Origin of the sequence: Gulosibacter macacae (assembly GCF_003865375.1) — a bacterium.
GTDB lineage: Bacteria > Actinomycetota > Actinomycetes > Actinomycetales > Microbacteriaceae > Gulosibacter > Gulosibacter macacae.
The window spans coordinates 1-23,371 of record NZ_RQVS01000021.1 but is presented as its reverse complement, the minus strand read 5'-3'; the positions used below and the strand labels follow the sequence as shown (position 1 = coordinate 23,371).

Genomic DNA, 23,371 nt, shown 5'->3' with positions numbered 1-23,371 from the left:
TGTCACCTCCCGTCGAGCGGGGAAGCCTTGGCGCCGTCGCGTTGCTGCTCGATCCAGACACGTACGTCGGAGACGGCGAACTTCAGGTTTTTGCCGAAGCGGTACGCGGGCGGGCCGAGGCCACGGGTGCGCCAGTCGTAGATCGTCGAGACCGGGATGCCCAAGTAAGCGGCCAACTCGCCGACATCGATCAGAGGCTCCAGGCCCCACGGGGTGGGTTGTGCTTCGGTGTCCATGACCAACAGGTGCACGGCGCGCATCGCAGCTGACCGTACACAACCGGGGCGGTCGGGGCCCTGCCGGGCGGCAAACGCCCGAATGCCCGCTCGGCGTGTCAAAAAGATGGGTTTGTGATGACCGGATCAAATCTCACCTACGAAAAAATCGCGGAAACCTTTGAGTTTCCGCGATTTTTTTGGTCGACCTTATCAACCACTGTTCCACATATTCCGTAACAGGGGTCGATGCGGCTGTTCTACAGCGTATCCGGCAAGGTACCGCCTCGCAGGATACTCAAACCTTTCAAGCCGCAGACGCACCGCGCCGCAAGTGGACTCGCCTCAATGCGGAGGCCCGCGCTGCTGTTGTCGAGCGCTACTCGGCAGGCGAGCCCTCGACCAAGCTGGCGGCCGAGTACGGTGTAGCCAAGTCCACTATCCTTTCGGTTCTTCGCGCCAACAACGTCGTGGTTCGCCGCCAGGCCATAACGCCCGAGCAAGTCGCGGAGGCGGTGCGGCTCTATACCGATGAAGAACTTTCGCTATCTCAGGTTGCCGCGCGACTGCCGGTGAACCAGGAGACGATCCGCCTTGCCTTGCTAAAGGTGGGCGTAACGCTTCGCCCACCAACAGGCGGAATCTCAACGATGTGATGGCGTCCAGCCGGTTCCGATCAGAGGCGCTCAGGTGTCGCAGTTGGGGATCTGATCCAGCATGTCTCCCAGTGCGGCATGCAGCCGCAACGCGCTCTCCAATGTCACCTCGACGTGCTGCCGGTCGTTGGCGATGGCGATCCAGGTCTCGCGTGCGCCGACGTCGCGGAAGGCGAGGACGTTCAGCTCGTCGCCTTCCACCTCATCGCCGGCACCGCGTGTTCCTCGTGGCCACCGCACCTGCCGCTGGATCACTGGCACGACCTGATACTCGCTGTGGTGCCGTCGATCCTCCGTCATCTCCTGATCGTCGTGCCTGCCGTCGCGCCAAATGGGGCAGGGCTCGGTCAGCCACTCGGGGCGCTCGCTCGACGTGGGCATGGTGGTCTCCTCTCACCCGGCGCACCTTGCGTCCGGGCGAGACACCACACAGCCCGAAGTAGGTCAGGAAAGCGAGCAAGATCGCGGACGGAGAACAAGGGCCGCTCCTATCGGCCCGGTGCGAGGCGCAACGGATCGGTCTTCTCTGTCCTTGCGCACGGTTCGCTTCGTTGTGCTTTTTACAATCCCTACCCCTGTAAATCCAGCGGGGGGGCGTTACGAGGTTGACCCGATTCTGCTTATGCCTCATAGTCAACCGCAGCTATGGCGCGAACCACATCCCGCACCAGTTCCGATCTCGTTGCCGGCCCCAACAGAGCCGCCCGCTTTGGCGCTTCTCGCTCTAACCGCGGCTTCACGATCGTTGAGCTTCTGATCGTGATCGTCGTGATCGCGATCCTGGCGGCGATCAGCATCGTGGCCTACACAGGCATACAGAGCCGCGCGCATGACACACGACTTCTAGCGGAATCGCGGCAGATCGAAACCAAGCTGCAAGAGCATGCCGTCGTGGAGGGAAGTCTTGGTGTGGAGGCATGGATGCTAGAAGACAAGGAGTCGGTCCTCGCCGAGTACGGGTTGACCTCGTTCGAAGAGAACATCGATTACCACACATCTGAGATACCGATGAATGAATACGACCGTCGCAAGATCTTCCTGCGCGCCTACCCGACCGAACTGAACTGGTCGTATTGGAGTAACGAGAAGAATGCTTGGATCGTTCACCGCGCAGATAGTGCAGGGAACGTCACGAAATGGGAAGCGGGTCACCCCGATCCTTGGGCTGGAATGTAGGGCTAGACAGCAGAACGCAAGCTCGCACCCTTGACCGCCTACAACGTAGGTTGAGCACCGGATTCGATCCGCATGGTGGACGAGGTAGGTAGCTACGGGCGCTCGCTGAGCAGTTCGAGCGGCTCCATCCCGAGCGACGCGGCCAGCCGCTCAACGCTCCTCAGCGACAGGTTCCGCTCGCCGCGTTCCAGGCTGCCCATGTAGGTCCGGTGGACGCCCAGCTCGTGGGCGAACTCCTCCTGGCTCCAGCCCTTGCCCTGGCGGTAGCGGCGCAGGTTGTCCCCGACGACCCGCTGCAACTCTCCTTCCGCCATGCTTCAAGGCTCGGAGGATGCTACTTTTGAGTCTACAGACTCATAAGTAGCGCTCGTGACCTGGCTCTTGGCCCACGACGATTGGATCGGACTTCGGGAAGGGTCACATGACCAGAGATCGCCTCCCTCATCGTCGGCCTCGCTTCGGCGGCTTCGGCCGCGTCGTGCTTGCAGCGGCTGTGCTTGCCGTATCCCTCAGCGGATGCGCGAGCACGGGGCCGGCGCCTGGGGAGGAGCCACCGGCGGGTACCTCCTCGACGGGAACCCCTCAGCCCGGCGAGATGGTTCCCACCGGATTCCCCGAAGGCTTCAACTGCGCGACGGTCGCGGGACTCATCCCAGAGTTCACGGCCGGTCTGCACCTCAACGGATCCCGCGTGGAGCCTCAGGAAACGTATGATCGGGAACTCTCGTGCAGTTGGTCAGATGTGCCGCTAGATACGATGATCCCGAGCCTCGATGACCTAACGACTGAGCTCGACGTCATCGTGCAGGTCGATCTCAAAGACGACATGGACGCGGACTACCGCGACTCCTGGTGCGACCAGGTGCGAGGGCAAGCCGCGGCCGCAGACGCATCACTAGGCGGCCACGGCCAGTGCGGTTCGGGCACGCTTGCCTACGAGCGCGGCAGTGGCGGCCTTGGTGCCTGGGTGCCGTACTTCGATCTGCGGCTGGATGTCTCGTGCAACTTGTCCACCGACTGCGTCCCGCAGCTGCCGGAGTCGTTCACCGACGACGCCGGCTTCGTTGCCTTGCGTGCTCTGGCGGATCATCTGGCCGATCATCTCAACTTCAAGGAGCCGGTGATCGTCAGCGACGCGACGAACGAGGCCGACTTCGTCCGGGACTGGGGCGAGGCGGGCTTCCCGACGCTCGAAGACGCGCCCGACTGGTACTGCCACCCGGCGCTCTACGACACGATCAGTGACTACGTCTTGCACTTCCAAGGAGCGGGCCTCGACGACGACTTCGAGTGGACGGTCGCAGACGAGGTTAACCGAAAGCCTGCCATCCCAGAGGCGACGCTCACCGCTGGGCAGACGAGCTTCACCATCCAGGTGGTGCTGGCCAACTCCACCCGGTGCATAAGTGGCATCGAGCATGCCGACGCAGGGTAGTGCCGACGCCCGATACGACGGGGCAACAAGGAGAACGAATGCGCATCCATAGAGGAATGGTCGGTACGGCAGCTCTGCTGCTGGCCTTCACGCTCTCCGCTTGCGGAGGGAGTGAAACGCCCGGCCCGTCCGCCCCTCCCTCGTCTTCGCAGACGCAGGAGCAGGTGCAGCAACTGGCCGATCTCAGCAATCTCAACGGAGAGCTGAACATCGTCCGTCAGGAGATACGTACCGACAGCGACACCGGCGAAGAAGTGGTCCGTGTGACCTTCCGCATTGCTCTTCCCGTCGTCGGCGAGCAGGAGTTCGGGATCTCGCAGTACACAAGCAATGGCGAGTGGACCGAAGACTCCGTGGTCCTCATGCGCGAGATCATCCTGCGACTGAGCGGCTACAGCACCAAGTTGCCGGGCACTGACAACTCGGCAGTTCACATCGCAGCCGACGGGCTCACCGCCTGCGAGGGCGGTCCCTGGTTCGGAGGTGGAGCCGACTGCTACTGGTCAACCTCGTTCGACCCGAACAACAGTGACTGGGCCAAGTCGGACGAGTCGCTCCGCTGCATGGTGTCGTTCAAGTTCGAAGATCACTTCGGACCGGACGAAGAATTCTGGGTCGTCAGCGGCGAACCAGCACCAGTCAATGGCCCGGACGAGGAGTGGATCATGACCGACCACCGCGACACGTACGGATCGAACCCCACGCGGGATGACCTGTACGAGTACAGTCACGCTGGCCTGCCCTGCGGTGGCGTGTCTGTCGGATCATGATTCACAGGAGAGGTCGAGCAATGCAGACACGTAAAGGAATCGCCGCGGTCGTTGGGCTCCTGCTGGCCTTGACGCTCACCGCGTGCGGCGAGGATGAGGCGTCGAGCGCGCCGCAGCAGACTCAGGGCGATCAGACGTCGTAGCAGGACGATGCCACCAGTGATCCGGCCAAGCAGGGCGAGGGCGGAGAAGGCCAGTCCACCTTGACGGTGGGTGAGTTGGTATACAACGACAGTGGTACGGGCAATCCGGCGTTCCTCGGCGACTACCTGCTGGTGACCAACGAGGTGGCATCCTCGTACGGCATCCCGTGCAGCGACGCGAGCGGATTGCCGGTGTCTCCCGGCGGGCTCAGCCGGTGGCCCGTCTACGCGCTGGAGGAAGCGCTGGAGCAGTACGCCGCAGGCGGCGAGCACTGCGCGGACATGTCTAGGGGCACGATGACGGATTCGGCTTGGCGCTCGACGGGATGTTGAGCTTCGCCTACAGCAGCGACAGGAAGAACGACGGCCTTGAGCGATGCGCCGCTCCCGGCGAGTGTTCACTCGTCGCGGGAGGCTGGCTCGGATCGATCTCCGCGAAGCCCGAGAAGTTGGCCGACGACGCCGCACAGCAAGACCTCGAGCTCCAGGCGCTGCTCAGGGCATACATGGATGCGGCGATGGTGACCTGGTAAAGCTTTCGCGGTGCTGCCGTCAGCGACAGGGTCGGACGTTGCACTGGATCTTGTGTTCGTTGTCTTCTGAACTAGCCCGGATGGGATTCCTCGGGTCGCTACGAGCTTCAAGTCTCCAAACTGCTGGCTTTCCCGCGTAAAGGACGGTATGTTCCTCGTCCGCCCACGCCCCGAGGAGGCCCGCCATGCCCGTTTTCCGCCGCGTTCCGGGCCGTACGACGCCCCGGGAGGGCACCCCTGGCACGGGGAGGGCGGGGCGGTGAAGCTCGATCCGACGCTGCCCTGGGACACCCTGTTCAACCGGGTGCTGCAGTCATGGAAGGACAGCGCCTTCTGCCAGGCGCGCCGCCCGTATTTCATCGAGGAGCCAACCTGCGAAAGCTGCGCCTCGGATCGCTACGTCGCCCTCGCGATGGCGCATGATCCCGGATCCGACGAAGGGTGGCCGCACTGGATGCAGCACACGCTTCACGAGCTGATCAACGAACTGCGGACCGACCTTCTGATCCATCTCATCGAGCGGCCGCATGCTGATGGTGCGATTGAGGACTACTACCGCGGCTCTGGGCTTATCCCGCAGCACCGCCAAGATCTCGCCACACGTCAGGCCGTCCGCATCGTTCACGACCACGGCACGGTGCTCGACCTCTGGCTACGTCACCGACTGACCAACCTCGGCGCCTGGCCCGCACGCGTGAGGCGCGCTGCTCGCACATGAAGAAGGAGCCTCGCCCCGGCAGAAAACTCGTAGTTCTCGATGCCGGGACGGGCTCCTTTGGCATGTGCCAAGGCGGTGTCATGCTTCGTGAGGGGCTCGCGGGACGATGCGTGCCGCCTCGGCCTCAGGCCAGTTGTCGAGCAGGTCGAAGGCGAAGACGATCGCGTCGAAGTAGTTGTTCGCGACCGTGTCCGTTCGATACCAACCCTTCTCGCCCGTGACCTTCAGCTTGACGCTGTGACCGTGCTGGCTCAGGACGTTCCCGGCGAATGAGGCCGGGATGTTGGTCGGCTGGCCGTCCGGATCTGGCTCACCCACGATGACCACGTCACCAAGCAGCACGACCTTCCTGCGCAGCGCCGGTACCCAGAACCACCACAGCAGGGTGGCATAGGTGTTCACCGGCAGCCCGCGCCGGTTGCCTTCGGCGCTAGCAACTGCCACCACACCGAGCGTAGAGATCGGCACGACCTTTACTGGTGAACCAGCGATGGCTTCGAGATCGGCGAGGTTGTCGAAGTCGCCGAACTCTGGCGGGGCCTTCATATCGGCTCGGATCACAATGCCCTTGGGCATGATGCACCTCCTCAATGCGAGCGGCTGGCGATCCGGTTGGATCGCCTGGGAAGCCGCATGGCAGCGACGAGACAGGTTGTTGTGGGCAGCTGCGCCGGGGAGAGAACTCGGTGGTTCTCGATCCCAGGCGCAGCTACCAAAGGGTAGGCGCTACTCGGACAGGGCGTCGACCACATTGCGGAGGTGGTACTCGAGGTCGGTGACGCGCACGATCTGAGTCTCCAGTGCGTCCGTCCAGCGTTCCATCATGACCAGTGCCCAGGCTGCCGCGTCAAGATAGCCATCGAAACGCGTGCAGCTGAGGCACCAGCTCGGATCGCCATGAACGAGCGGCAGCAGAACGCTTGACAGCCTGCTCCCCCGGACGGCTCAGGCGAGCCACCCACTTTGACGAGGATGGCGTACTCACCATCGTCGGTAAGCAGGTTGACAACCCGCTCAGGGACATCGGTGCTGTCGCCGTTCTCGTCGGGCATGCCGACGATGACAGCGTCTCCGACAAGCATGGCCTTACGCGATTGCGGCAGGTGATACCAGCACAGGAACGAGGCACGGGAGTTGAACGGCAAGCGCCGCACCAATCCTTCCTCGTTGACATAGATGGTGATGCCAAGGTCGGGTACATCGACCGTCTTCCAGCCGCCGGCCGCCACCTTGTAGTCCTCCAGCGACGCGAAATCGCGCAGGTGGACGTTCCCTTCAATGGCGGGAACGAAGATCCCTTGAACCATCTCTTCCTCCTTACTGCAAGCGGCCGGCGAACCGTGTGGTTCACCTGCGAGACCGCAGCGCAGCAACGAGGAACGGTGTTGATCGTGCGACAGCCGGCCCGAAGGAGAACTCGTGGTTCTCAACTCCGGACGCGGCTGCCGCTGCATGGTCAGGCGGACGCCTGCTTCGTGGTGCGGAACGATGGCTTGTCGCTCTTGGCGCCTCCGAGCACGGCGTTGATCGCGTTGCGCTTGGTCTCTGCCTCGCGCTCGATCTCGGCTCGCACCTGTTCGGCGCGCTTGAGCACGGTCGGGTCGGACTTGGATATCTCGACCCAGTACTCCAGCCCGATCCGACCCTCCTCGGCCACACTGCGCTCGTTGAGCTGGGCAAGGACTTCGAGCTCTGCTCGCGTGTCCTCGCGTTGGCGTAGCGTCAGCACCTTGTAGACGGCGCTGCCGTATCCCGCTGCTGCGGGTGTCTGCTCGCTCATCGCGAGTACCTCCTTCATGCATGCGGCCCGCGATCCTGGACGGATCACGTTCAAGCCGCAGGGCAGGAACGAGGGACTGGCGATTATGGCAGGAACTCGAACGTTGTCAATATTCCAATCAATGACGTTGTGAAAACCACATCGAACGAGCCCTCGAACGAATAGCTCTCATGCTTCATAGTCAATCCTCAAGGAATGTGGCATCAATATCGACAATGTGAGGGATCTCAAAAACACAATCATGGAACGGTAGCGCCCGGTCGGTATATGCACGATAAGCACGCCGCGATACGCCATGCCGGCCCCGCAGTGTCGCGCGGCTTCGCGCTGCCGACGATCCTCATCGCGGCGGTTGTCATGCTTGCGGTGATGCTCGTTGCTGTCCAAGCGGTCGTCGTTACTCGGAATGCGCTCACCGATCAGCACTACAACCAGCTCGCGTGCGTGGCCGCCGAGAGCGGTCTGGCGATGGCTACCGCGTGCTTGAACCAGAGTGAGCTAACCGTGACGTGGAGCAGCGCCAAACCACTCCGACCAAACACCGACTGCGAGGGAACCAGTCAGGTGGGTTGCGATGGCGCTTCCACGAATGCCCGATGCGGCATCGTTGTTGCTGATACCCACCGAAGCACGTTCACCGTTGAACCGCCGGTCGACAACGGGCACGAGCGCGTGATCACAGTGGTGGGAAGCGCTCAGAGGCTGCGTGCGAGCACAGGGAGCGTGTGGCGCAGCTACGAGTATTCGTTGAGGCAATCCGTCGTTCAGCAGATGGATCCCAGTGGCGATCTGCTGAGCCAGCGCTTCTGGTACTCCGGCACTGGCGCCGGCCTTGACTTTGGAGCGAGCGGGACGGCGCCTACGCCTGTCGCAGCGGCGTGTGCACCGACGTGCATATCGAATGAAGGCTCCACCGTCGCCACCGACAAGGGCGGCAACCTGATCTTCTGGACGAATGGCCTCACAGTGTGGAACCGTGACGGCGACTTGATGCAGAACAGCACCGGTCTCAACGGAAACAACAGCACGACCCAAGCTGCGGCATTCTTCCCGCTGGGCCGTATCGACGCTTCTATGTGTTTTGTCAAGCGGTCATGACCTGGTTCAGGTGCGTGAACACCTTTCTCGCGATGATGGTTTTCAAACAACGGATGATGCGTTTCCGGCTCTTGCCCTCTTTGGTGCGGCGTTCGAAGTAGGCCTTCGTTTCCGGGTCGTGTAGCAGCCGGGTTTGCACGATCCGGTAGAGCGCACTGTTCAACGCGCGGTCCCCGAACCGGTCGAGCCGATCGTCGTGCTGGTTCCCCGAGGACGCGGGAATCGGTGCCGCCCCCGCCAAACGGGCGAACGCGTGCTTCGAGCGGATGCGGCCCTTGTGGGAGTAGGCGACCAGGATCCGGGCCGCGCTGACGGGCCCGACCCCAACCTGTTCGAGCAGTGTGGGCGCGAGTTGGCCGACGAGGTCGGTGAGATCGCGTTGGTTCTGGTCGAGCTGGTGGCGGAACTGTGCCCATTGCTTCGCGAGAACGACCGCGCGGCGGCGCGCGAACCGTTGTTCAAGCGTGTCGGTCGCCCGGTCGCGCCAGCCCGTGATGGTGTGGATCTGGGCCGGGGTCAGGGCGCGGCGGGCGTCGTGGCCGAGGTCGTAGCGGCGCAGCAGCGCGGTGAGTTCATGGCTGGTGCTGGTGGAGTCGCGGGTGAGTTGGTCCCGGGTGAGCACGAGCACATCCAGCGCCCCACGCAGGTCCCCTTGTCGGGGTTGAGCGAGTTGGTCGACCGGGCAGGTGAGGGTGGCGCGGGCCGCGGCGAGCGCGTCGAACTCGTCGGTTTTGCCGTACCGGGCGCGGGACGCGCGTACCGGGGGTCGTACTTCGGTGACCGGGAGCCCAGCGGTCAGCGCGTCGAGGGTGAGGGGTTGTCCGTAGGAGCTGGCTCCTTCGATGGCGAGGAGGACGGGTTCCCCGTTCGTGTGCCGGTGGATCCAGGCCAGTGCGCGGGCACGGCCGGCGGGGTGGGTGGGGAAGGTGTGTGGGCCGTGTACTTCGCTGGTGCGGGTGTTGAGGATTGCGTAGGTGTGGGTGCGGGAGTGGGTGTCGACACCGATGACATATGGATAGGTGTCTGCGACGATGGGCATGCGGTTCCCCCTTGTGGTTGGGTCGGATCGTGGTCGACCGGTCCTGGGGTTTCTGTTCGCGGCAACTCTCTAACGAGCCACACTCACTGGCTATGTGCTGGTGGGTGGGCGTGCTTCTATCAAGCCAACGACAGGCCTGGGGCCGGTCCTGACCCGGCCCCAGGTGCGGGTGAGCATGTCGATCCGTGGCCACACCACTGGTGGTGGGCAGAGACCATTAGAGCTACACGTCGCGTGGGGTCGGGTCAGGACCAGCCTGTCAGGAGCCAGTCCCAGACCAGCCGTTAACCATTAGAGAGACGAGGTACGTCGTCATCTCCAACAACGCTGAGTTTGGCGTTACGAACGAGGGCGAGCTTCACTACTCGGTCATCGACATGGCTCTGGACGGCGGCAAGGGCGCGGTGACTACCAAGAACCAGCCCCTGTGGCCTGGACAGACTGACTACACCGCCGAAGCGCTGACCGCAGCTCCGAAGGCGGACGGCTCGGGCTACTGGGTGCTGACCTTCCGTCCCGGCACGGGGAACCTGATTGTCTTTGAGTTCGATGCGCACGGACTCGTCACCGGCTCGGCTCGGGAGTACGCACTTGGGACATCTGTCTCCCGCTTCGACGCGCGAATCGGCTACGGGACGCTGAACTTCAGTCGTGACTATCAGAAGCTGCTGATCATGGCGGGCAACCACTGCACCGGAACCACGGCGTGTTCCAGGGAGCGTGGACTCGTCCGCCTCGTCGACTTCGACAACTCGACGAGCACACCCACTCTGCGGTTCGAATGGAACAACGCCACCAATCAGCTTGGTACCGCTGCAGGAGACAGCAACCGGGGCTACTCCGCGGACTTCTCACCCGACGAGCAGTACGTCTACACCTCGGCGCTCTACCCGGGCCGCCTCTTCCGGTACAAGATCTCCGGCAAGTCCACGAGTACGCAGGTCAAGGCCAGCGAAGAGTTCATCGCAATCACAAACAGTGCGACCGCCTCCCCGGCCGTCTACAACGGCAGCGGTCAAGTGCGTCGCGGCCCGGACGGCCGCATGTATGTCGCCAACTACGGACACGGAGCGATCAGCGTCATTCGTACTCCTGACGCCGCCACAGCGCCCACTGCGTCGCTCGCCCAGCGTCAAGCGGCCGTGGGCTGGGTATACAACGGGCAGTCGCTCAGCGCAGGCACGACCAGCAGATACGGCCTCCCTCAAGTGGTGACGAGATTCGTGCCGCAGACATACGTCTACTAACACAGCTGCCTCCTGGTGCGCTCAATGTTGTAAAAACTACAGCGGAGCACCTGTTTACAGCATCCCGCTCATGCTTCATAGTCAATGGCAGCATTATGAAGCGACAACAATCAAATACGAGCCACCGCCCCGTGAGAGCTGGTTTCACCATCGTCGAGCTTCTCATCGTCATCGTCGTGATCGCTATCCTTGCCGCGATATCGATAGCGACATATAGCGGAATTCAAGCGCGGGCCAAGCTGACGCATCAAGTGGCGAATCTGGACAAGATTGGCAAAGCCATCCAACTATGGAGCGCGGAGACAGGCAAAACACTCCGCGAGTCCGGAGCGGGAGCAAATGGAATGGGATACGGCTCGTTCCAGGCGAAAGGGTAGACATCATACACGAGCGTGTCTATTGAAGATGTATTGAGAGATTCCGGACACTTGACAGGGACGATTGACGCGAGGGCTTTTGCGCCCTCCGAGGTACTACTGTCGCCGTGCACAACAGACACGAGAAATCCGCGTTGGGTGGTACTCGCAATAGTGACGCCAGCACCCCCCAAGTCGGTGGAAGACCAGATAGCCGAAACGGGCTGCACGCACCCGACGATTGCGCTCTACACGGGCAGTAGCTATAACCGTAACCTGCTAAAGGCTTACTAGCATGCTCGCGCAGAAGCTCCAAGGGCCACGAGAGTCAAGGGCAACTCATTCTGCGATGCCCGGCTTCACCATCGTGGAGCTGCTGGTCGTGATCGTGGTCATCGCCATCCTGGCTGCCATCACCGTCGCAAGCTTCAACGGCATCATCAGCCGAGCCCGGAACACGGCACGCCTGGTTGACCTCAAGAGCTATGTCGACGCCTTCCACCTGTACGAGGCGCAGAATGCCAAGTTGCCCGGCGCCGACTCCACAGAGGTGTCGCACTATTGCCTGGGCAGCAGCTTCCCGACTGGCCAAGATGGGGAGAGACGATGCCGTGAGCTAGGCACCGCCGACCCCAACCGCTCGTACAGGGAGGCCGACAGCACCGCCTTCATGGCAGATCTGGAGAGCGGTGCCGGTTCAGCACGCAGTGGCGGCAAGTGGGCGGTCGAGGGCTGGCTCGTCGGCCCGTGGATCGAGATCTACCCCGAATGGAACCAGATCCGCCTCTCGACTGCCGTCGAGTCCGAGGATCCGGCAACCTGCACAGATGCGGGCTTCGCGTCGACCTGGAACGACCCGGGTGGTGCCGCCATGATCTGCACGATGACGATGGATATCAACTAACGAAGAAGATGAGCAGGACGGAGCATCGATAGGCACAACGAGTGCATCACTTGAATAGCATGATCACGCTGGAAAACCATTGACAAAGCATGTCAAATGACATATAATATGCATCGTTGGGCCGGAAGGTTACTTCCGGCCCTTGTTCTTTCTTGTGCATCACTCGACAACTGCCGTGCAGGTGAGTGGTCATCTCCCACGGAGATGACTTCCCACCTGCACCTCCGCAGGATTTCTATTTCGTTGTTGATTGGAAGTCGAGAATGTACACAACATTTCTTGAGGCACCTGAATCGCCTCCTATCGAATCCCTGCTCGCGGTTGACTCTGACCTCGTCGTCATAGACGGCGAGACATACCGTCACCACCGCTTCGGCGGTGGGTTGGTCGCGGTCACCGCCACCGTTGGGCCTCATGTCTACGTCGCCCCTGGCGCACGTATTCGCGGCCACGCGATCGTTGACGGGGCGGTACGCCTGTTCCACACCGCTGTGATCGAAGATCATGCGATCGTGACAGGTCTGGTGACGCTTCGCGGCGAGTCGAGCATCGGTGGAAGCGCCTTCGTCAAAGGAGGCATCCTGCTGTACGGCACCGCGCGCGTGGCTGGCACCGCGTTCCTGATCGGCACGATCAGGGTCAACGACGGTGTCGTCATCACGGACGGCGACGTTCGCGGCCGTTTTACGCTGGCCTGACTGGCCTGGTGATAGCCCCCGACACGATCCTTCACGGATCTGGTCGGGGGCTTCTCTCATGCCTGCCGAGCATCACTTCGGACACGGCGGTGGAGGCGAGCGACGTCCTACTCGTCGGGATCGATCCTTAGCCACGGTGGGAGATCAAGATCGTCGTCTACGACTCTCACGTCCTTCGCGTCGTCACGCCCCGAGGTAGCTTCTGCGCGAAGGCTGGCCGGTGCCTCAAGTAGCGCCGTGAGCAGCCTAAAGGAGCGCACAATCTGCTCGGAATGGTAGAAGCGCTCCCCGGTACGTGTCTCGCCGGTGGTTTCGGAAACAGTCGATACGTAGCCAATGAGACTCAGCGACTCGACTCTGTCGAGGAACGGCCTGCCCGGGTCGCCGCCGATCAGGTACTCAAGATCGACGCCCGCTATCACGTAGCCATGAGGTGGAACGTCATGACGACCGAACTGCGCCTCGTCCTCCACCTGCCGAGAGCGGATATATGAGCGTACGGCGTCCGGGTACTCGCTGGCAATCGTCTGGCCCACGACGCTGATGAGCTGTTCTCTCGCGGTCGATCCCGAGGGCTGCCAGCGAGCATCGACCTGTTTGAGTGCGCGCGCGGCAATCCGTTCGCGCCGCACCTGGTCGATCTCGATAGAGAACCGCACGAGGAGCTCATCCAGCGCCAGTTCGATCGCCAACTCCTCGATCGCCTGAGCGGTCGCTCCGCGGCAAGGCGACGTGTCGCGAAGCAGCAGCTGGCCGACGAGTTCGTCATAGGCCAGGCGCACCAATTCGTGGTAGCGGCTCTTCTCGTAATTCAGCAGGGCCATGACGAGGTCATGCCTGGCACCGAGCGACGACGCCCTGCGGACCTCATGCCAACCAGCTGCGGGCTTCACGTTGGGGAGGAGCTCGTAGTCATAGCGGAGCGTCAGAATCAGGATGTAACGCCAGGTGGTCTCTGCGATGGCATGGTTCAGCACGCAACCGATGGCTCCGTAGGCGGCCAGATGCTGGTCGCGCGCCGCGAATCCCTTGAATCGCCGATGATCCTCGACGACCGGCAGCGTCTGGATGCGCGGCGCAACCGCTCGGATCTTTGCGGGCGAGATGCCATCGCGCCCGCGCAGTTCCTCGATCTCCCGCAGGATGTCGGCGCTCGACGGGCGAGCGGCCTGGACGTCGGGTAGCTCGGTTCCGTCGCTCGTCTGTTCCATTCCTCAATCGTATGCAAGCCGCATTCCGTCCGCTGTTTCTTCGGAACGCCGCGAAAAGAGCGGAAGGAGATGGCCTCCCGCCGCTTCGCGCTTGTTCTGAGGCTGGAAGTACATCAATCGATCACCTTCCAGGAGCGCACCAATGACCAACGTCGCCCAGCACCCGTCGCCAGATTTGGCGGCGCTCATGCTGCGCGACATCGGCGCGGAACTCGCACGCCGGGTGTCAAACCGTCTGCCGGGTCTGGGTGACGCATATGAACGCCGCGTTGTCCTGGTCGCAGACGCCGAGACGGCCTCTGGTACGGCGTTGGGCAGTTTCACCTCTCCGGCATGGCGCATTCAGGGTCGCTCCTTTGACAAGATCGCTGTCGCTCTCGCGCACCCGCTGTATCGGCTGCCGGATGGCACCATCGACGCCGAGCGCGTCCTGGCCACGTTGGCACACGAGATCGCCCACCTCTACACGGACGAGATCGGCATCTCCGGCACCATCGCCCCTGATCACATCGGGCACACCGAGGACTTCGCGCTCGTGGCGATCCGGCTCGGGCTATCCATCCTGCGCCGCCCGAACACGCCGACCCGCATCTTCACTCCTGGCCTGGCCGACTATGGCCGGGCCGAGTTCCGCGACCTGATCTACCGCATCGCCTGCGCCGGCCTTCACACGGCCAGCGGCATCCAGCTGGCTGGCCCCGTCGGCTTCACCGGCAGGCTCGCTCCGGCGCGCGTCGCTGCTGCTTCGATCCCCACCGACCCTTCCACCTCCGACTGAACACCACCACGAAAGGAACACCATATGTCCAGTCTCATTCCCGCCCAGAACACCGGGGGCGGCCTATTCAGTACGTCCGCCAGCACGGCGGCCGATCGTCGGCAGAGCAGCGCGCTGGCCCGTCAGACGCGCCGCGATATCGATCAGATCGCTGCCCGTGTCGAGGTCGAGACCGCCGCCGAGCAGGCACGCGCGTTCCTCGTCTCGCACGCCATGACGAACGTCGCCACCTTGGTCAACCAGGCCGAGTCGCACATGAAGATCGCCCCCGCCGCGGCACCGTTCTACGAGGCCCTCATCACCAGCTACGCCATCAACGCCGGGCAGCGGATCGCGAGGTTGTAGATGAACCTCATCGAGACGCCCCCGGACACGCTCACGCTGATCACCCTGGCCTGCGCCCTGGCCTGGGTGGCATACCTGTACCTCCGAATCGCCGCCGAATACGTCGTCGACGTGCTCGCCGCGAGGCGCAGGCGGCGAATCGCCCGCATCGAGGCGGAACTCGACGCAAAAGCTGCCGAGCTTCGCCGCACCATCCTCGCCCTTGCCGATCAGCTGGCCGCCGAGCGCGACGAAGCCTCCCGGGCGATGACCCGCGCAGCCTTCCTCGCCTCCGGTGCCACGCCGCCGAGCGACTGATCAGGACAACGGGCGGGCGTATCCATCGGCCCGCCCGTTGTCCATTCCACAACACAAGTCCCTTTTGCTACCACAACTCCATCTCGACCCCGGTATCCGCTCTTCCAGTCGGTGTTCCACCCGGACACCCGCCCGGAGCAGCACCCGCTGATCGGAATATTGACAGCCGCGTCGAGATGCCCCATAACCATCCGTCCGCCGCGCAGCCACCGAACGTACTGAGCGGGAGAAAAGGAGCATCGATGACCATCACCAACTCGCCCACAGGCAGCAGCCAGCCAGAGCCTGCCGCCGACCAGCCGTTGACCGACGAGCAGGCGGAGCGGCTGCGCCGCTACGGCACGCTGAAGAAGTTTGCCGTCTGGTACGCCGACCCACCCTGGGACATCGCGCAGGACGGCCAGCGCGGCGCGATCCAGCACTACGACCTCATGACCCTCAGCCGCATCAAGCAGATGGGGCCGCTCATCCAGGATCTCTCGGCAGACAACGCGACGCTCCTCATGTGGGTGACCAGTGCGGCTCTCCCCGAAGGCATCGAGGTGCTACGCAGCTGGGGCTTCGAGTACAAGTCGCACGCCGCGTGGGACAAGTACTACATGGGCCTCGGCACCTATTTTCGGTCGTCCCACGAGACCCTGCTGCACGGTGTCCGCGGCAAGGCCCCGTTCAAGTACCGAGGGCAGCGCTCGACGCTGCTGTTCCCGCGCACCGAGCACAGCCGCAAGCCTGACGAGATGATCCCCATGATCGAGCGCATCCTCGATGGCCCCTACGCCGAACTCTTCGCCCGTCGCCGACCGAACTCGCGCAGCGACTGGTCGGTCTGGGGCAACGAGATCGACAGTGACTTTATCCTGCCCGGGTACCCGGTTCCCAGCGACGCCACCTTCCCCAAGAACGATGGAGCGGCGGGTGAGCGGTGATGTTCTTCTCGGGCAAGCCGGACAGCGACAAGGAGCCCGCCTCGATGGGTCAGCGCATCCTCAGTTTCTGCTTCGCCGTCTTCGTGAGCGTTGTGCTGCTGAGCCTCGCGCTGCAGTTACTGGCGCAGATCTGGGGCTGGCTCCTGCTGATCGCCATCCTGGCGGCCGCAGTCTTCGCAGGCTTCTGGTTCTACCGCAAGCGCCGCGACGGGTGGTGATGCAGATGTACGCGCTGACCCCTGTTCGGACGTTGTGGAATGAACAACGAGGGTTGACAAACATCGCCCTTTACTTCATAACCAGTCGTCCGCCCATCACAGGGCTCGCCGTACGACCTTCTGCGACCGCACGCAATCGTAAGCCGGAATCACGCCGGAAGGAGGTACGTATATGAGCCGTTCTCAGAAACGACGCTATCGCCGAACTCGGAACTACCGCGTCGGCATCATCAAGGAGATCAGCGAGCAGGAGCTGCGCACCAAGCGGATCGCCAGTGTCGTCGCAGCCGCCGGTCTAGAAGAAGCCCGCCGCGAGGCTGAGGCCGCCAAAGAACACGCCCAGCAGCGTGCCACGGGGCAACCGCCCGGGGAGGTGTCACATGCGTGAGCCCGTGACCTTCACCCGCGTCGTTCCCGGGCAGGAAACGACCGCGCAACAGGTGCGCGACCTGATCGCCCGCCTCAGCACCTCGGACGCACCGCGCCCGCTCGTCTTCGAGACCTACGCGAACGACGAGGGCATCACCCACATGATCGGACGCACCGAGTCCGGGCGCCGTACGGTACGCACGCTGATCCGCTCATACCTGCCTGACGCGCATCTGCTCCGCACTCCTCGACCGGAGGCTCCCGAGCGAGTCGCCCGGTTGCGCGCCATCCTCAGCGCGATGCCGCTCCGGGAGGACGCGCTGGAGCAGACTCTGCACGCGATCTACAGTGTGCTGTCCGCCCGACAGAAGGGTGAGACGATCGCGCTCCAGGTCGTCCTGGGCCGAGGCCGCGCTCCGTCGCAACTACCGGCGAAGATCCCCGACCCCGCATCGAGTATCGCCAGGCGCGTGCTCCGCGGTGTCGAACCGGCACCGACCGAGACCCGCCGCCGAGTCGCGCAGCACGTTGGGCAGATGCGGATCGACGCGACGATCCGCGTCGGCGTCACCGCAGCGGTACCTGAACGCCGTCGTCAGCTTCGCGGACAACTGCTCGGCGCATTCCGGCAGTTGGAAGCGCCAGACGCACGCGTCGGCCTGGTCGACGAATCGCCTACCAAGTGGAGGGCGCCCGCCTCCGTGTGGCAGGGAGTGACGCTGACCGCCGCCCAGCTGATCCCATTCGTTGGATGGCCCGTCGATCGACTCGACCTCCCCGGCCTGCCGCCACGTCACCCCAAGCTCTTGCCCGCGCCCAAGGGGATCAATGACACCACATCGATCTTTGCAACGACGACGGCACCGGGGCTTGCCCGCTCCGTTGGCATCGCTCCGACCGCACGGCTGCAGCACATGGGCATCACCGGCGGCACCGGATCGGGCAAGAGCCAGATCTTCGCCGCGCTTACCCTTTCCGATATCGCCGCGAGACGTCCGCTCGTCCTAGTCGAGCCGAAGCGGCAGCTCGTGGACTACATCGTCACCCGCGCGCCGAAGGATGCCGCGGGCAGGATCATCGTGATCGACGCCGCTGAGCCGAACCCGGTCGGCTTCAACCCGCTGGATATCGGTGACCGCGAACCCGGCCCTGTGGTCGATGGCATCCTCGAGGTCTTCAAGGCCGTCTTCACCGATGGGTGGGGGCCGCGCACCGAAGACCTCCTCCATGCCGGGCTCCTTACACTCGTCGCGAACGGCAAGCGGCAGGGCAGGCCGCACACGCTGCTCGACCTGCCGATGCTGATCTCCGACGATGGCTACCGGCGCTCGGTCGTCGGCGCGGTGGGGAACGACCCGACCCTCGCCGCGTACTGGGCGACCTTCGACGGGCTGAGCCCCGCGCACCGTGCCAGCATCGTCGCCGCACCGCTGAACAAGCTTCGCAAGTACGTGCTGCGGAAGAACATCGCCGCCGTCCTCGGGCAATCGCAGCCACGCTTCCGGCTCCGCGACGTCTGGCGCGACCCGGAGCCGAAGGCTGTTTTAGTCCCGCTCAACGATGCGCTAATGGGCCCGGGCGGGAGTCAGCTGCTCGGTGGCCTTGTTATTGCCAGCGCATGGATCGCCACGCAGGAACGTGCGCTCGAAGCAGACCCGCAAGCACGACCAGGGATGGTGTTCATCGATGAGGTGCAGCGGTACTTGCACCTGCCGACCTCCGCGGACGATGCGCTCGCGACCAGCCGCTCCTACGGTGTGGCCTGGCACCTGGCACTGCAGGGCCGCTCACAAGTGCCGAAGAGCCTCGCACTCGCGCTGGAGCTCAACGCCCGAAACCAGATCACCTTTGCGGCCAGTCCCCACGATGCTGCCGCGCTGATCAAGACGACCACCAAGCTGCAGCGCGAGGACTTCCAAAGCCTCGGCAGATTCGAGATCTACGCCAACCTCGTCGTCGACGGCGCACCCGCCGGATGGTTCTCCGCGAAGACCCTCCCGCCCGAGCCGCCGAGTGGCCACGGCGACTATATCCGCACCGCCTACCGGAGCCAGTTCGCCGGCGATGCCGCACAGGTTCATCCCGCTGCCGATGCCGCTACGGGCAATGCCTCTGGCGGCGCGACGGTGGGTTCGCACCAGAAGCGGAGGCGCGCATGAACGAGATTCGCGCGGATCGTGCCGCTGATCCAGCTGTTCCATTCACTGTTCCGATCCCTGTTCCTGCGCCCCTCGTCACAGCGGCCAGCCTCGCCCGTCCTCTGGCGGCAACTCCTGCGAACTGGGATGGGACTCCCGCTCATTCGAGCGGTGTGCGGGGCCGCTGGGACGGGAAGGGAGGGTTCCCCTAATGGCTGACCGCAATCCCTACCTGATCGACCAGCTGATGCTGCTCCTCACCGAGCGTGATCTGCGCATCCTCGAAGACCTCGAACGCTTCCGGCTGCTTGATACCCAGCTTGTGCAACGCCTCCAGTTTCCCGAAGGTGCTGGTGGCGCGCATATCTCGTGGTCGTCCGCGAGGCGCAGCGCGGCCAGGGTACTTGCCCGGCTGGAGGGCCACGGGTTCGTGGCCCGTGTGGGCCGCCGTGTGGCCGTTTACGGGCAGGGCTCCTCCCAGACCGTATGGCAACTGGCTGCCGCCGGAGAACGCCTCCTACGCGCCCGACGCGGCGAACCGGGCCGCCGCCGCTACGTCGACCCCAGCCGCCTGTTCCTCGATCACACGCTCGACGTCGCCCGCTATGCAGCGTCACTGATCGAGCGATCCAGACGGGATCAGTTCGACATTCTCGAGCTGCAAACCGAGCCCGAGAACTGGCGACGGTTCCAAGCCGCCCGCGGTGGGGCGATCAGCCTCAAGCCCGACCTCGCTGTAGTCACCGCTGACCAGGACAGCGAAACACACAGCTTCATCGAGATCGACCGCGACACCGAACATCTGCCCGCGATCCTGCGCAAGTGCTACCTCTACCAGCAGTACTGGCAGTCAGGCACCGAGCAGGCTACGCACGGGCTGTTCCCGGCCGCCGTGTGGGTCGCTCCCGATCAGACCCGCGCCGACCGTATCCGGCGCGCCATCATCGACGACCAGGCGCTCGAAAGCCGCCTGTTCACCACAGGTACCGCCGAGGCGACGCTCGCCGTCGTCGCGCCGTACTCATCACCCAATCGAAAGACCTAATCCCAGAGAGGAGGACTTATGACTTCAACCATCACCACCACCAGGGCCACCGGCCCGGATCAGACCGACAAAGCACGGCAGACGATCGACTTGCTGCTCACGCTCGACCCGGACGCACAGCAACTGACGCTCGCGCGTCTGGTCGCCGCGACCCTGCATGACGGACGCGGCACCGCCCTGGAACGGTTCGCTGCAACCGGGAAGCTCGATCACGCCGCCGTACTCGATGAACTCGACCGCGTCCGGGTGCCGTTCGAACAGGAAGCATGGGTCGACGCTCTCGCCCGCCACATCCTGTTCGCCTCGGGAGGCCGCTCATGACCGAACATCAGGTGCGTCCCGCACCGGAGCACCCAGCGGCGGACTGGCGACGACTCGACGTCGCCTACAACCGCTACGGCGACCGGATCGCCGAAGGTATCACGAACGCCCTGGCCCAGCACACGGAGATCGACGACACCACCGCCAGGTGCATCGCCCACGTCCTCGGCCGCGGCCGTGGCCGTCAGTCTGCTCTCGCTGAGTTCGGTCGAACCGGGGAAGGCGGATACGAGAGCCTGCGCGACGAGTACCTCGACCTCTACACCGACGAGCGGGCGTCAGCGGCGACGAAAGAACTCATCGACTGGCTCGGCACGTATCTCGTCCAGCGTGATAACCACGGCTCCGGCCGACGCTTCATGAACGCCCATCTGCCGCCCAAACTGGAACAACTGCTCGTACGGACGGGCGTCGAGGTGGGCGACTGGTATCTCACCGTCCACGTCCCCGCCAGCTGCGACCGCAAGGTGATCGACGAACTCGTGCGGACGCTACACGAACTCCACCTCGACAAGGACCCCGCACTCCAGGCGTTCTTGTCGTTGCCAGATGTCAACGCGATGAACGGCGACATCATGGAAAGCTTCCACGAGAACTACGTCGGCACGTATGCCACCACCGAGGATGCCGTTCACGGCCTGCTGGAGATCGACGAGTGGGAGAAAGACGTCAACGAGTTCGCCGCCGACCGCGGACTGCTCATCGACGGCATCACCCCCGACTACGAGGCGCTGCTCGACCGCGTGCGCGAAGCGTACGACCTCGCCGAACACGAGGGAGCTTTCTATGCCTTCTACCGATAGCCAACAGGAGGCTCCGAAGCGAGGACGTGGACGCCCGCGCATTCCGATGAGACTTCGCATCACCCTCGTGCGGCGTGACTACTTCGACACCTGGAAGCTGGCTCGCGTACTTCGGGGTCTGCATGCCCAATCCACCGAACAACCGCCCGAGCAGCCGTTGCCGAGAACGGAGGAACAGACCGATGACGACCCATGAGAAACGAGGCGAAAACTACAACATCCCGCTACCCCCCGGGAGAAGACCGTGAACCAGCCCTGACCAGGCAAAAAGGACTGGACTTCTCGGGCCAAACGAGCGTTAATCCGGAGGACGTAACCGGAGGAACCCCCATGAACACGCCATTCGACGAAGCAATCACCACCACAGAGCCATCCCTCACCTCGATCACCGGCTTGGAGCACCTGATCAAGCGACCTACCGACAGCGAGGACATCGAGGCGCTTGAGGGCGGAGATTCCGTACTCTACCTCCGGGTCTCGACCATCCGTCAGCTCAACACCGGCGCCGATGTCGACGAAGATGGCAACAGCGTCGCCACCCAGCGAGAGTGGGGATACAAGAAGGCCGGCGAGCTTCGCTCCCGAGTCGTCTCCGAGTTTGTCGATCGCGGGTACTCCGGGCAAAGCATCGATAAACGCCCGGACTTCAAGAAGCTGCTGGCCTACGTCGACGACAACCCCAACGTGCGTTACGTCATCCTGTACATGCGCTCGCGCATCTTCCGGAACTTCCTCGATGCCGCCATCGTCAAGCGGCAACTTCAAGAGAAGGGTGTCACTGTCGTTTCTGCGAAGGAGAACTTCGGCGACGGGTACATGGGCGACGCGATGGAAGCGATCACCGACGTCGTCAACGAGCTCCAGGTTCGCATGAGCGGCGAGGACATCAAGATCAAGATGGCACACAAGGTCGAACGAGGCGGCACGGTCGGGCGGGCGAAGCTCGGCTACCTCAACGTCCGCAAGGACTTCGACGGCAGGCTGGTCAACACCATCGACATCGACCCGGTACGCGCGCCGCTGATCAAGTGGGCGTTCGAGCAGTACGCCACCGGGCAGCATTCCATCACCCAGTTGCAGATGATGCTCGAAGACCAGGGCCTCACCTCCCGCCCTTCAAGCAAACGACCTGCGAGGCCACTGTCGAGCAGCCAGCTGGCGATGATCCTCCGCGACCCGTACTACACCGGCGTCAACCGCTACAAGGGACGCCTCTACCCGGCCAGGCACGAGCCGATCATCTCGAAGGAGTTGTTTCTCGCTGTGCAGAAGATCCTCGACGGGCGGAACCGCCGAGGCGACCGCGATCGGATCCACTTCCACTTCTTGCGTGGCCTTTTGTACTGCCGAGCATGCAAGGACCAAGGTCGTGACAGTCGCCTCGTCTACAGCCAGAACACCGGCCACGGCGGAACCTACGAATACTACGTCTGCACCGCCAAGCAGCGCGGACTCTGCACCATGCGCACCATCCGCTTAGACGACGTAGAAGACGCCGTCGCCCGCGCGGTCGCGAGCGAGCGATTCCGCTCCAACGAACTCGCCACCCTCCAACAGGAGGTACGCGAAGCACTCCACGCGCTGCAAGCCGCTGACGAGGAAGAGAAGAACGCCCTGCGCAGCGAACTACAGAAACTCGAAGCGCAAGAGGAACGTCTCATCGACCTCGCTGCCGACGGCACCCTGAACAGTGCCAAGCTCCGCGAACGGCTCGAAGCCGTCACGATGCAGAAAGGAGCCGTGGCCGAGAAGCTCACCCGCACGCGCGAACGCCTGCAACACGGCGCGGACAAGGTCTTCGCCTACGTCGACCTCCTCGACGACCCCGCCGAGCTATACCGCAGCGTGTCCGATACCACCCGACGAGACCTCCTCGGCGCGTTCTTCAGCCGCCTCTACGTCTACATCGAAGACGACGAGATCCAACTCACCGGCCAGCGCACCGAGCTAAACGAGGCCCTCCACGAATGGCAGACCCAGCACCACGCCGCCGTGTCGCACGAGCAGGCCACAACAAAAGAAAGAGTCTCCCGAGAAAACTCAGGAGACTCTTCCTACTACCCTGACCCTCTTACTCAGTCCAAAGGTTTGAATAAGACGGTCTTGGTCGGGCTGACAGTGTCTGGTTTCACGACATCGTTCCCACCCCACT

Annotated in this window: 32 protein-coding genes; 24 read left to right on the top strand and 8 right to left on the bottom strand. The window is 63.5% G+C overall.

Translation table 11 applies throughout. From position 1 onward, the window contains the following. Nucleotides 1–2 precede the first annotated feature (2 nt). Complete coding sequence (locus EG850_RS12330; RefSeq protein WP_124973924.1) at nt 3–260, bottom strand: helix-turn-helix transcriptional regulator; 258 nt, start codon at nt 258–260, stop codon at nt 3–5. 155 nt (nt 261–415) lie between these two features. Here EG850_RS12330 and EG850_RS12325 point away from each other — a divergent pair, with 155 nt between their 5' ends. Continuing rightward, on the top strand, nt 416–871 hold the full coding sequence (locus EG850_RS12325; RefSeq protein ID WP_124973922.1) for a hypothetical protein: 456 nt from the start codon (nt 416–418) through the stop codon (nt 869–871). Between the two features lie 30 nt (nt 872–901). Here EG850_RS12325 and EG850_RS12320 read toward each other — a convergent pair whose 3' ends face one another. Then, nucleotides 902–1,252 (bottom strand): DUF6907 domain-containing protein, encoded by a 351-nt coding sequence (locus EG850_RS12320; RefSeq protein WP_124973920.1) that lies wholly within the window; start codon nt 1,250–1,252, stop codon nt 902–904. A 264-nt stretch (nt 1,253–1,516) separates the two neighbouring features. Here EG850_RS12320 and EG850_RS12315 point away from each other — a divergent pair, with 264 nt between their 5' ends. Then, complete coding sequence (locus tag EG850_RS12315) at nt 1,517–2,047, top strand: type IV pilin protein (protein ID WP_124973918.1); 531 nt, start codon at nt 1,517–1,519, stop codon at nt 2,045–2,047. A gap of 92 nt (nt 2,048–2,139) precedes the next feature. Here the strand turns inward: EG850_RS12315 and EG850_RS12310 are convergent, their stop codons facing one another. Beyond that, nucleotides 2,140–2,361 (bottom strand): helix-turn-helix domain-containing protein, encoded by a 222-nt coding sequence (locus EG850_RS12310; protein WP_124973916.1) that lies wholly within the window; start codon nt 2,359–2,361, stop codon nt 2,140–2,142. Between the two features lie 281 nt (nt 2,362–2,642). Between EG850_RS12310 and EG850_RS12305 the strand changes: the two genes are divergently transcribed. The 6 genes from EG850_RS12305 (at nt 2,643) to EG850_RS12285 (ending at nt 5,646) form a co-directional block, all read left to right on the top strand. After that, a complete protein-coding gene (locus EG850_RS12305; RefSeq protein WP_124973914.1) occupies nt 2,643–3,482 on the top strand; it encodes a hypothetical protein in 840 nt (279 codons plus the stop codon). Between the two features lie 38 nt (nt 3,483–3,520). Continuing rightward, nucleotides 3,521–4,252, top strand: a complete 732-nt coding sequence (locus EG850_RS12300; RefSeq protein WP_124973912.1) for a hypothetical protein — start codon at nt 3,521–3,523, stop codon at nt 4,250–4,252. Between the two features lie 20 nt (nt 4,253–4,272). Beyond that, nucleotides 4,273–4,395 (top strand): hypothetical protein, encoded by a 123-nt coding sequence (locus EG850_RS13685; RefSeq protein WP_268878167.1) that lies wholly within the window; start codon nt 4,273–4,275, stop codon nt 4,393–4,395. Between the two features lie 75 nt (nt 4,396–4,470). Further along, entirely contained in the window at nt 4,471–4,728 is a 258-nt protein-coding gene (locus EG850_RS12295; protein ID WP_124973910.1) for a hypothetical protein, read from the top strand. Continuing rightward, nucleotides 4,707–4,928, top strand: coding sequence for a hypothetical protein (locus EG850_RS12290; protein WP_124973908.1), 222 nt, complete (start codon nt 4,707–4,709; stop codon nt 4,926–4,928). Before EG850_RS12295 ends, EG850_RS12290 begins: the two co-directional genes overlap by 22 nt. A 259-nt stretch (nt 4,929–5,187) precedes the next feature. Then, a complete protein-coding gene (locus EG850_RS12285) occupies nt 5,188–5,646 on the top strand; it encodes a hypothetical protein (protein ID WP_124973906.1) in 459 nt (152 codons plus the stop codon). Nucleotides 5,647–5,724: 78 nt separating this feature from the next. On the opposite strand, the gene EG850_RS12280 is transcribed toward EG850_RS12285, so the two are convergent. The 3 genes from EG850_RS12280 to EG850_RS13340 form a co-directional block, all read right to left on the bottom strand. Beyond that, a complete protein-coding gene (locus tag EG850_RS12280) occupies nt 5,725–6,222 on the bottom strand; it encodes a DUF3846 domain-containing protein (RefSeq protein ID WP_124973904.1) in 498 nt (165 codons plus the stop codon). 245 nt (nt 6,223–6,467) lie between these two features. Then, nucleotides 6,468–6,953, bottom strand: a complete 486-nt coding sequence (locus EG850_RS13345) for a DUF3846 domain-containing protein (RefSeq protein WP_185715069.1) — start codon at nt 6,951–6,953, stop codon at nt 6,468–6,470. 149 nt (nt 6,954–7,102) lie between these two features. Beyond that, entirely contained in the window at nt 7,103–7,426 is a 324-nt protein-coding gene (locus tag EG850_RS13340; protein ID WP_185715068.1) for a hypothetical protein, read from the bottom strand. A gap of 267 nt (nt 7,427–7,693) precedes the next feature. Between EG850_RS13340 and EG850_RS12270 the strand changes: the two genes are divergently transcribed. Continuing rightward, complete coding sequence (locus tag EG850_RS12270; RefSeq protein ID WP_124973900.1) at nt 7,694–8,524, top strand: hypothetical protein; 831 nt, start codon at nt 7,694–7,696, stop codon at nt 8,522–8,524. Here EG850_RS12270 and EG850_RS12265 read toward each other — a convergent pair. Beyond that, the gene (locus EG850_RS12265; protein ID WP_124973898.1) at nt 8,511–9,563 is read right to left on the bottom strand and encodes an IS110 family transposase; all 1,053 of its coding nucleotides are present in this window, start codon (nt 9,561–9,563) and stop codon (nt 8,511–8,513) included. The two genes, EG850_RS12270 and EG850_RS12265, sit on opposite strands and share 14 nt — an antisense overlap. A 377-nt stretch (nt 9,564–9,940) precedes the next feature. Here EG850_RS12265 and EG850_RS12260 point away from each other — a divergent pair, with 377 nt between their 5' ends. The 4 genes from EG850_RS12260 (at nt 9,941) to EG850_RS12245 (ending at nt 12,768) form a co-directional block, all read left to right on the top strand. Further along, a complete protein-coding gene (locus tag EG850_RS12260; protein ID WP_124973896.1) occupies nt 9,941–10,810 on the top strand; it encodes a hypothetical protein in 870 nt (289 codons plus the stop codon). Nucleotides 10,811–10,905: 95 nt separating this feature from the next. Beyond that, nucleotides 10,906–11,187: a type II secretion system protein gene (locus EG850_RS12255; RefSeq protein ID WP_124973895.1), complete on the top strand. Its 282-nt coding sequence runs from the start codon at nt 10,906–10,908 to the stop codon at nt 11,185–11,187. A 274-nt stretch (nt 11,188–11,461) separates the two neighbouring features. Beyond that, nucleotides 11,462–12,070, top strand: coding sequence for a prepilin-type N-terminal cleavage/methylation domain-containing protein (locus EG850_RS12250; RefSeq protein ID WP_124973893.1), 609 nt, complete (start codon nt 11,462–11,464; stop codon nt 12,068–12,070). Between the two features lie 185 nt (nt 12,071–12,255). Then, entirely contained in the window at nt 12,256–12,768 is a 513-nt protein-coding gene (locus EG850_RS12245) for an LbetaH domain-containing protein (protein WP_124973891.1), read from the top strand. A gap of 107 nt (nt 12,769–12,875) precedes the next feature. Here the strand turns inward: EG850_RS12245 and EG850_RS12240 are convergent, their stop codons facing one another. After that, nucleotides 12,876–13,979 carry a hypothetical protein gene (locus EG850_RS12240; protein WP_124973889.1) on the bottom strand — a complete coding sequence of 368 codons (1,104 nt, stop codon included), beginning with the start codon at nt 13,977–13,979 and terminating at the stop codon, nt 12,876–12,878. A 142-nt stretch (nt 13,980–14,121) separates the two neighbouring features. Here EG850_RS12240 and EG850_RS12235 point away from each other — a divergent pair, with 142 nt between their 5' ends. The 11 genes from EG850_RS12235 to EG850_RS12185 form a co-directional block, all read left to right on the top strand. Further along, nucleotides 14,122–14,757 (top strand): hypothetical protein, encoded by a 636-nt coding sequence (locus EG850_RS12235; protein WP_124973887.1) that lies wholly within the window; start codon nt 14,122–14,124, stop codon nt 14,755–14,757. 24 nt (nt 14,758–14,781) lie between these two features. Continuing rightward, on the top strand, nt 14,782–15,102 hold the full coding sequence (locus EG850_RS12230) for a hypothetical protein (protein ID WP_124973885.1): 321 nt from the start codon (nt 14,782–14,784) through the stop codon (nt 15,100–15,102). Beyond that, entirely contained in the window at nt 15,103–15,399 is a 297-nt protein-coding gene (locus EG850_RS12225) for a hypothetical protein (RefSeq protein ID WP_124973883.1), read from the top strand. A 242-nt stretch (nt 15,400–15,641) separates the two neighbouring features. Then, complete coding sequence (locus EG850_RS12220) at nt 15,642–16,325, top strand: MT-A70 family methyltransferase (protein ID WP_124973881.1); 684 nt, start codon at nt 15,642–15,644, stop codon at nt 16,323–16,325. Next, the gene (locus tag EG850_RS12215; RefSeq protein WP_124973879.1) at nt 16,322–16,543 is read left to right on the top strand and encodes a hypothetical protein; all 222 of its coding nucleotides are present in this window, start codon (nt 16,322–16,324) and stop codon (nt 16,541–16,543) included. Before EG850_RS12220 ends, EG850_RS12215 begins: the two co-directional genes overlap by 4 nt. 172 nt (nt 16,544–16,715) lie before the next feature. Then, nucleotides 16,716–16,931, top strand: coding sequence for a hypothetical protein (locus tag EG850_RS12210; RefSeq protein WP_124973877.1), 216 nt, complete (start codon nt 16,716–16,718; stop codon nt 16,929–16,931). Next, a complete protein-coding gene (locus tag EG850_RS12205) occupies nt 16,924–19,071 on the top strand; it encodes a type IV secretory system conjugative DNA transfer family protein (protein ID WP_124973875.1) in 2,148 nt (715 codons plus the stop codon). Before EG850_RS12210 ends, EG850_RS12205 begins: the two co-directional genes overlap by 8 nt. A gap of 190 nt (nt 19,072–19,261) precedes the next feature. Then, entirely contained in the window at nt 19,262–20,095 is an 834-nt protein-coding gene (locus EG850_RS12200) for a replication-relaxation family protein (RefSeq protein ID WP_124973873.1), read from the top strand. A gap of 18 nt (nt 20,096–20,113) precedes the next feature. Beyond that, nucleotides 20,114–20,416, top strand: a complete 303-nt coding sequence (locus EG850_RS12195) for a hypothetical protein (RefSeq protein WP_124973871.1) — start codon at nt 20,114–20,116, stop codon at nt 20,414–20,416. After that, nucleotides 20,413–21,219: a hypothetical protein gene (locus EG850_RS12190; RefSeq protein ID WP_124973869.1), complete on the top strand. Its 807-nt coding sequence runs from the start codon at nt 20,413–20,415 to the stop codon at nt 21,217–21,219. Before EG850_RS12195 ends, EG850_RS12190 begins: the two co-directional genes overlap by 4 nt. 330 nt (nt 21,220–21,549) lie before the next feature. Continuing rightward, nucleotides 21,550–23,371, top strand: a 1,822-nt coding sequence (locus EG850_RS12185; RefSeq protein WP_185715066.1) for a recombinase family protein, incomplete at its 3' end; no start/stop codon positions are given.

Coding starts and splice junctions, on each gene's coding strand:
- EG850_RS13345 (WP_185715069.1), bottom strand. CDS start 6,953: ATGGTTCAAGGGATCTTCGTTCCCGCCATTGAAGGGAACGTCCACCTG.
- EG850_RS12210 (WP_124973877.1), top strand. CDS start 16,716: ATGAGCCGTTCTCAGAAACGACGCTATCGCCGAACTCGGAACTACCGC.
- EG850_RS12200 (WP_124973873.1), top strand. CDS start 19,262: ATGGCTGACCGCAATCCCTACCTGATCGACCAGCTGATGCTGCTCCTC.
- EG850_RS12230 (WP_124973885.1), top strand. CDS start 14,782: ATGTCCAGTCTCATTCCCGCCCAGAACACCGGGGGCGGCCTATTCAGT.
- EG850_RS12270 (WP_124973900.1), top strand. CDS start 7,694: ATGCACGATAAGCACGCCGCGATACGCCATGCCGGCCCCGCAGTGTCG.
- EG850_RS12265 (WP_124973898.1), bottom strand. CDS start 9,563: ATGCCCATCGTCGCAGACACCTATCCATATGTCATCGGTGTCGACACC.
- EG850_RS12235 (WP_124973887.1), top strand. CDS start 14,122: ATGACCAACGTCGCCCAGCACCCGTCGCCAGATTTGGCGGCGCTCATG.
- EG850_RS12310 (WP_124973916.1), bottom strand. CDS start 2,361: ATGGCGGAAGGAGAGTTGCAGCGGGTCGTCGGGGACAACCTGCGCCGC.
- EG850_RS12225 (WP_124973883.1), top strand. CDS start 15,103: ATGAACCTCATCGAGACGCCCCCGGACACGCTCACGCTGATCACCCTG.
- EG850_RS13340 (WP_185715068.1), bottom strand. CDS start 7,426: ATGAGCGAGCAGACACCCGCAGCAGCGGGATACGGCAGCGCCGTCTAC.
- EG850_RS12220 (WP_124973881.1), top strand. CDS start 15,642: ATGACCATCACCAACTCGCCCACAGGCAGCAGCCAGCCAGAGCCTGCC.
- EG850_RS12240 (WP_124973889.1), bottom strand. CDS start 13,979: ATGGAACAGACGAGCGACGGAACCGAGCTACCCGACGTCCAGGCCGCT.
- EG850_RS12260 (WP_124973896.1), top strand. CDS start 9,941: ATGGCTCTGGACGGCGGCAAGGGCGCGGTGACTACCAAGAACCAGCCC.
- EG850_RS12300 (WP_124973912.1), top strand. CDS start 3,521: ATGCGCATCCATAGAGGAATGGTCGGTACGGCAGCTCTGCTGCTGGCC.
- EG850_RS12255 (WP_124973895.1), top strand. CDS start 10,906: ATGAAGCGACAACAATCAAATACGAGCCACCGCCCCGTGAGAGCTGGT.
- EG850_RS12250 (WP_124973893.1), top strand. CDS start 11,462: ATGCTCGCGCAGAAGCTCCAAGGGCCACGAGAGTCAAGGGCAACTCAT.
- EG850_RS12280 (WP_124973904.1), bottom strand. CDS start 6,222: ATGCCCAAGGGCATTGTGATCCGAGCCGATATGAAGGCCCCGCCAGAG.
- EG850_RS12190 (WP_124973869.1), top strand. CDS start 20,413: ATGACCGAACATCAGGTGCGTCCCGCACCGGAGCACCCAGCGGCGGAC.
- EG850_RS12315 (WP_124973918.1), top strand. CDS start 1,517: ATGGCGCGAACCACATCCCGCACCAGTTCCGATCTCGTTGCCGGCCCC.
- EG850_RS12205 (WP_124973875.1), top strand. CDS start 16,924: ATGCGTGAGCCCGTGACCTTCACCCGCGTCGTTCCCGGGCAGGAAACG.
- EG850_RS12195 (WP_124973871.1), top strand. CDS start 20,114: ATGACTTCAACCATCACCACCACCAGGGCCACCGGCCCGGATCAGACC.
- EG850_RS12320 (WP_124973920.1), bottom strand. CDS start 1,252: ATGCCCACGTCGAGCGAGCGCCCCGAGTGGCTGACCGAGCCCTGCCCC.
- EG850_RS13685 (WP_268878167.1), top strand. CDS start 4,273: ATGCAGACACGTAAAGGAATCGCCGCGGTCGTTGGGCTCCTGCTGGCC.
- EG850_RS12305 (WP_124973914.1), top strand. CDS start 2,643: ATGGTTCCCACCGGATTCCCCGAAGGCTTCAACTGCGCGACGGTCGCG.
- EG850_RS12330 (WP_124973924.1), bottom strand. CDS start 260: ATGCGCGCCGTGCACCTGTTGGTCATGGACACCGAAGCACAACCCACC.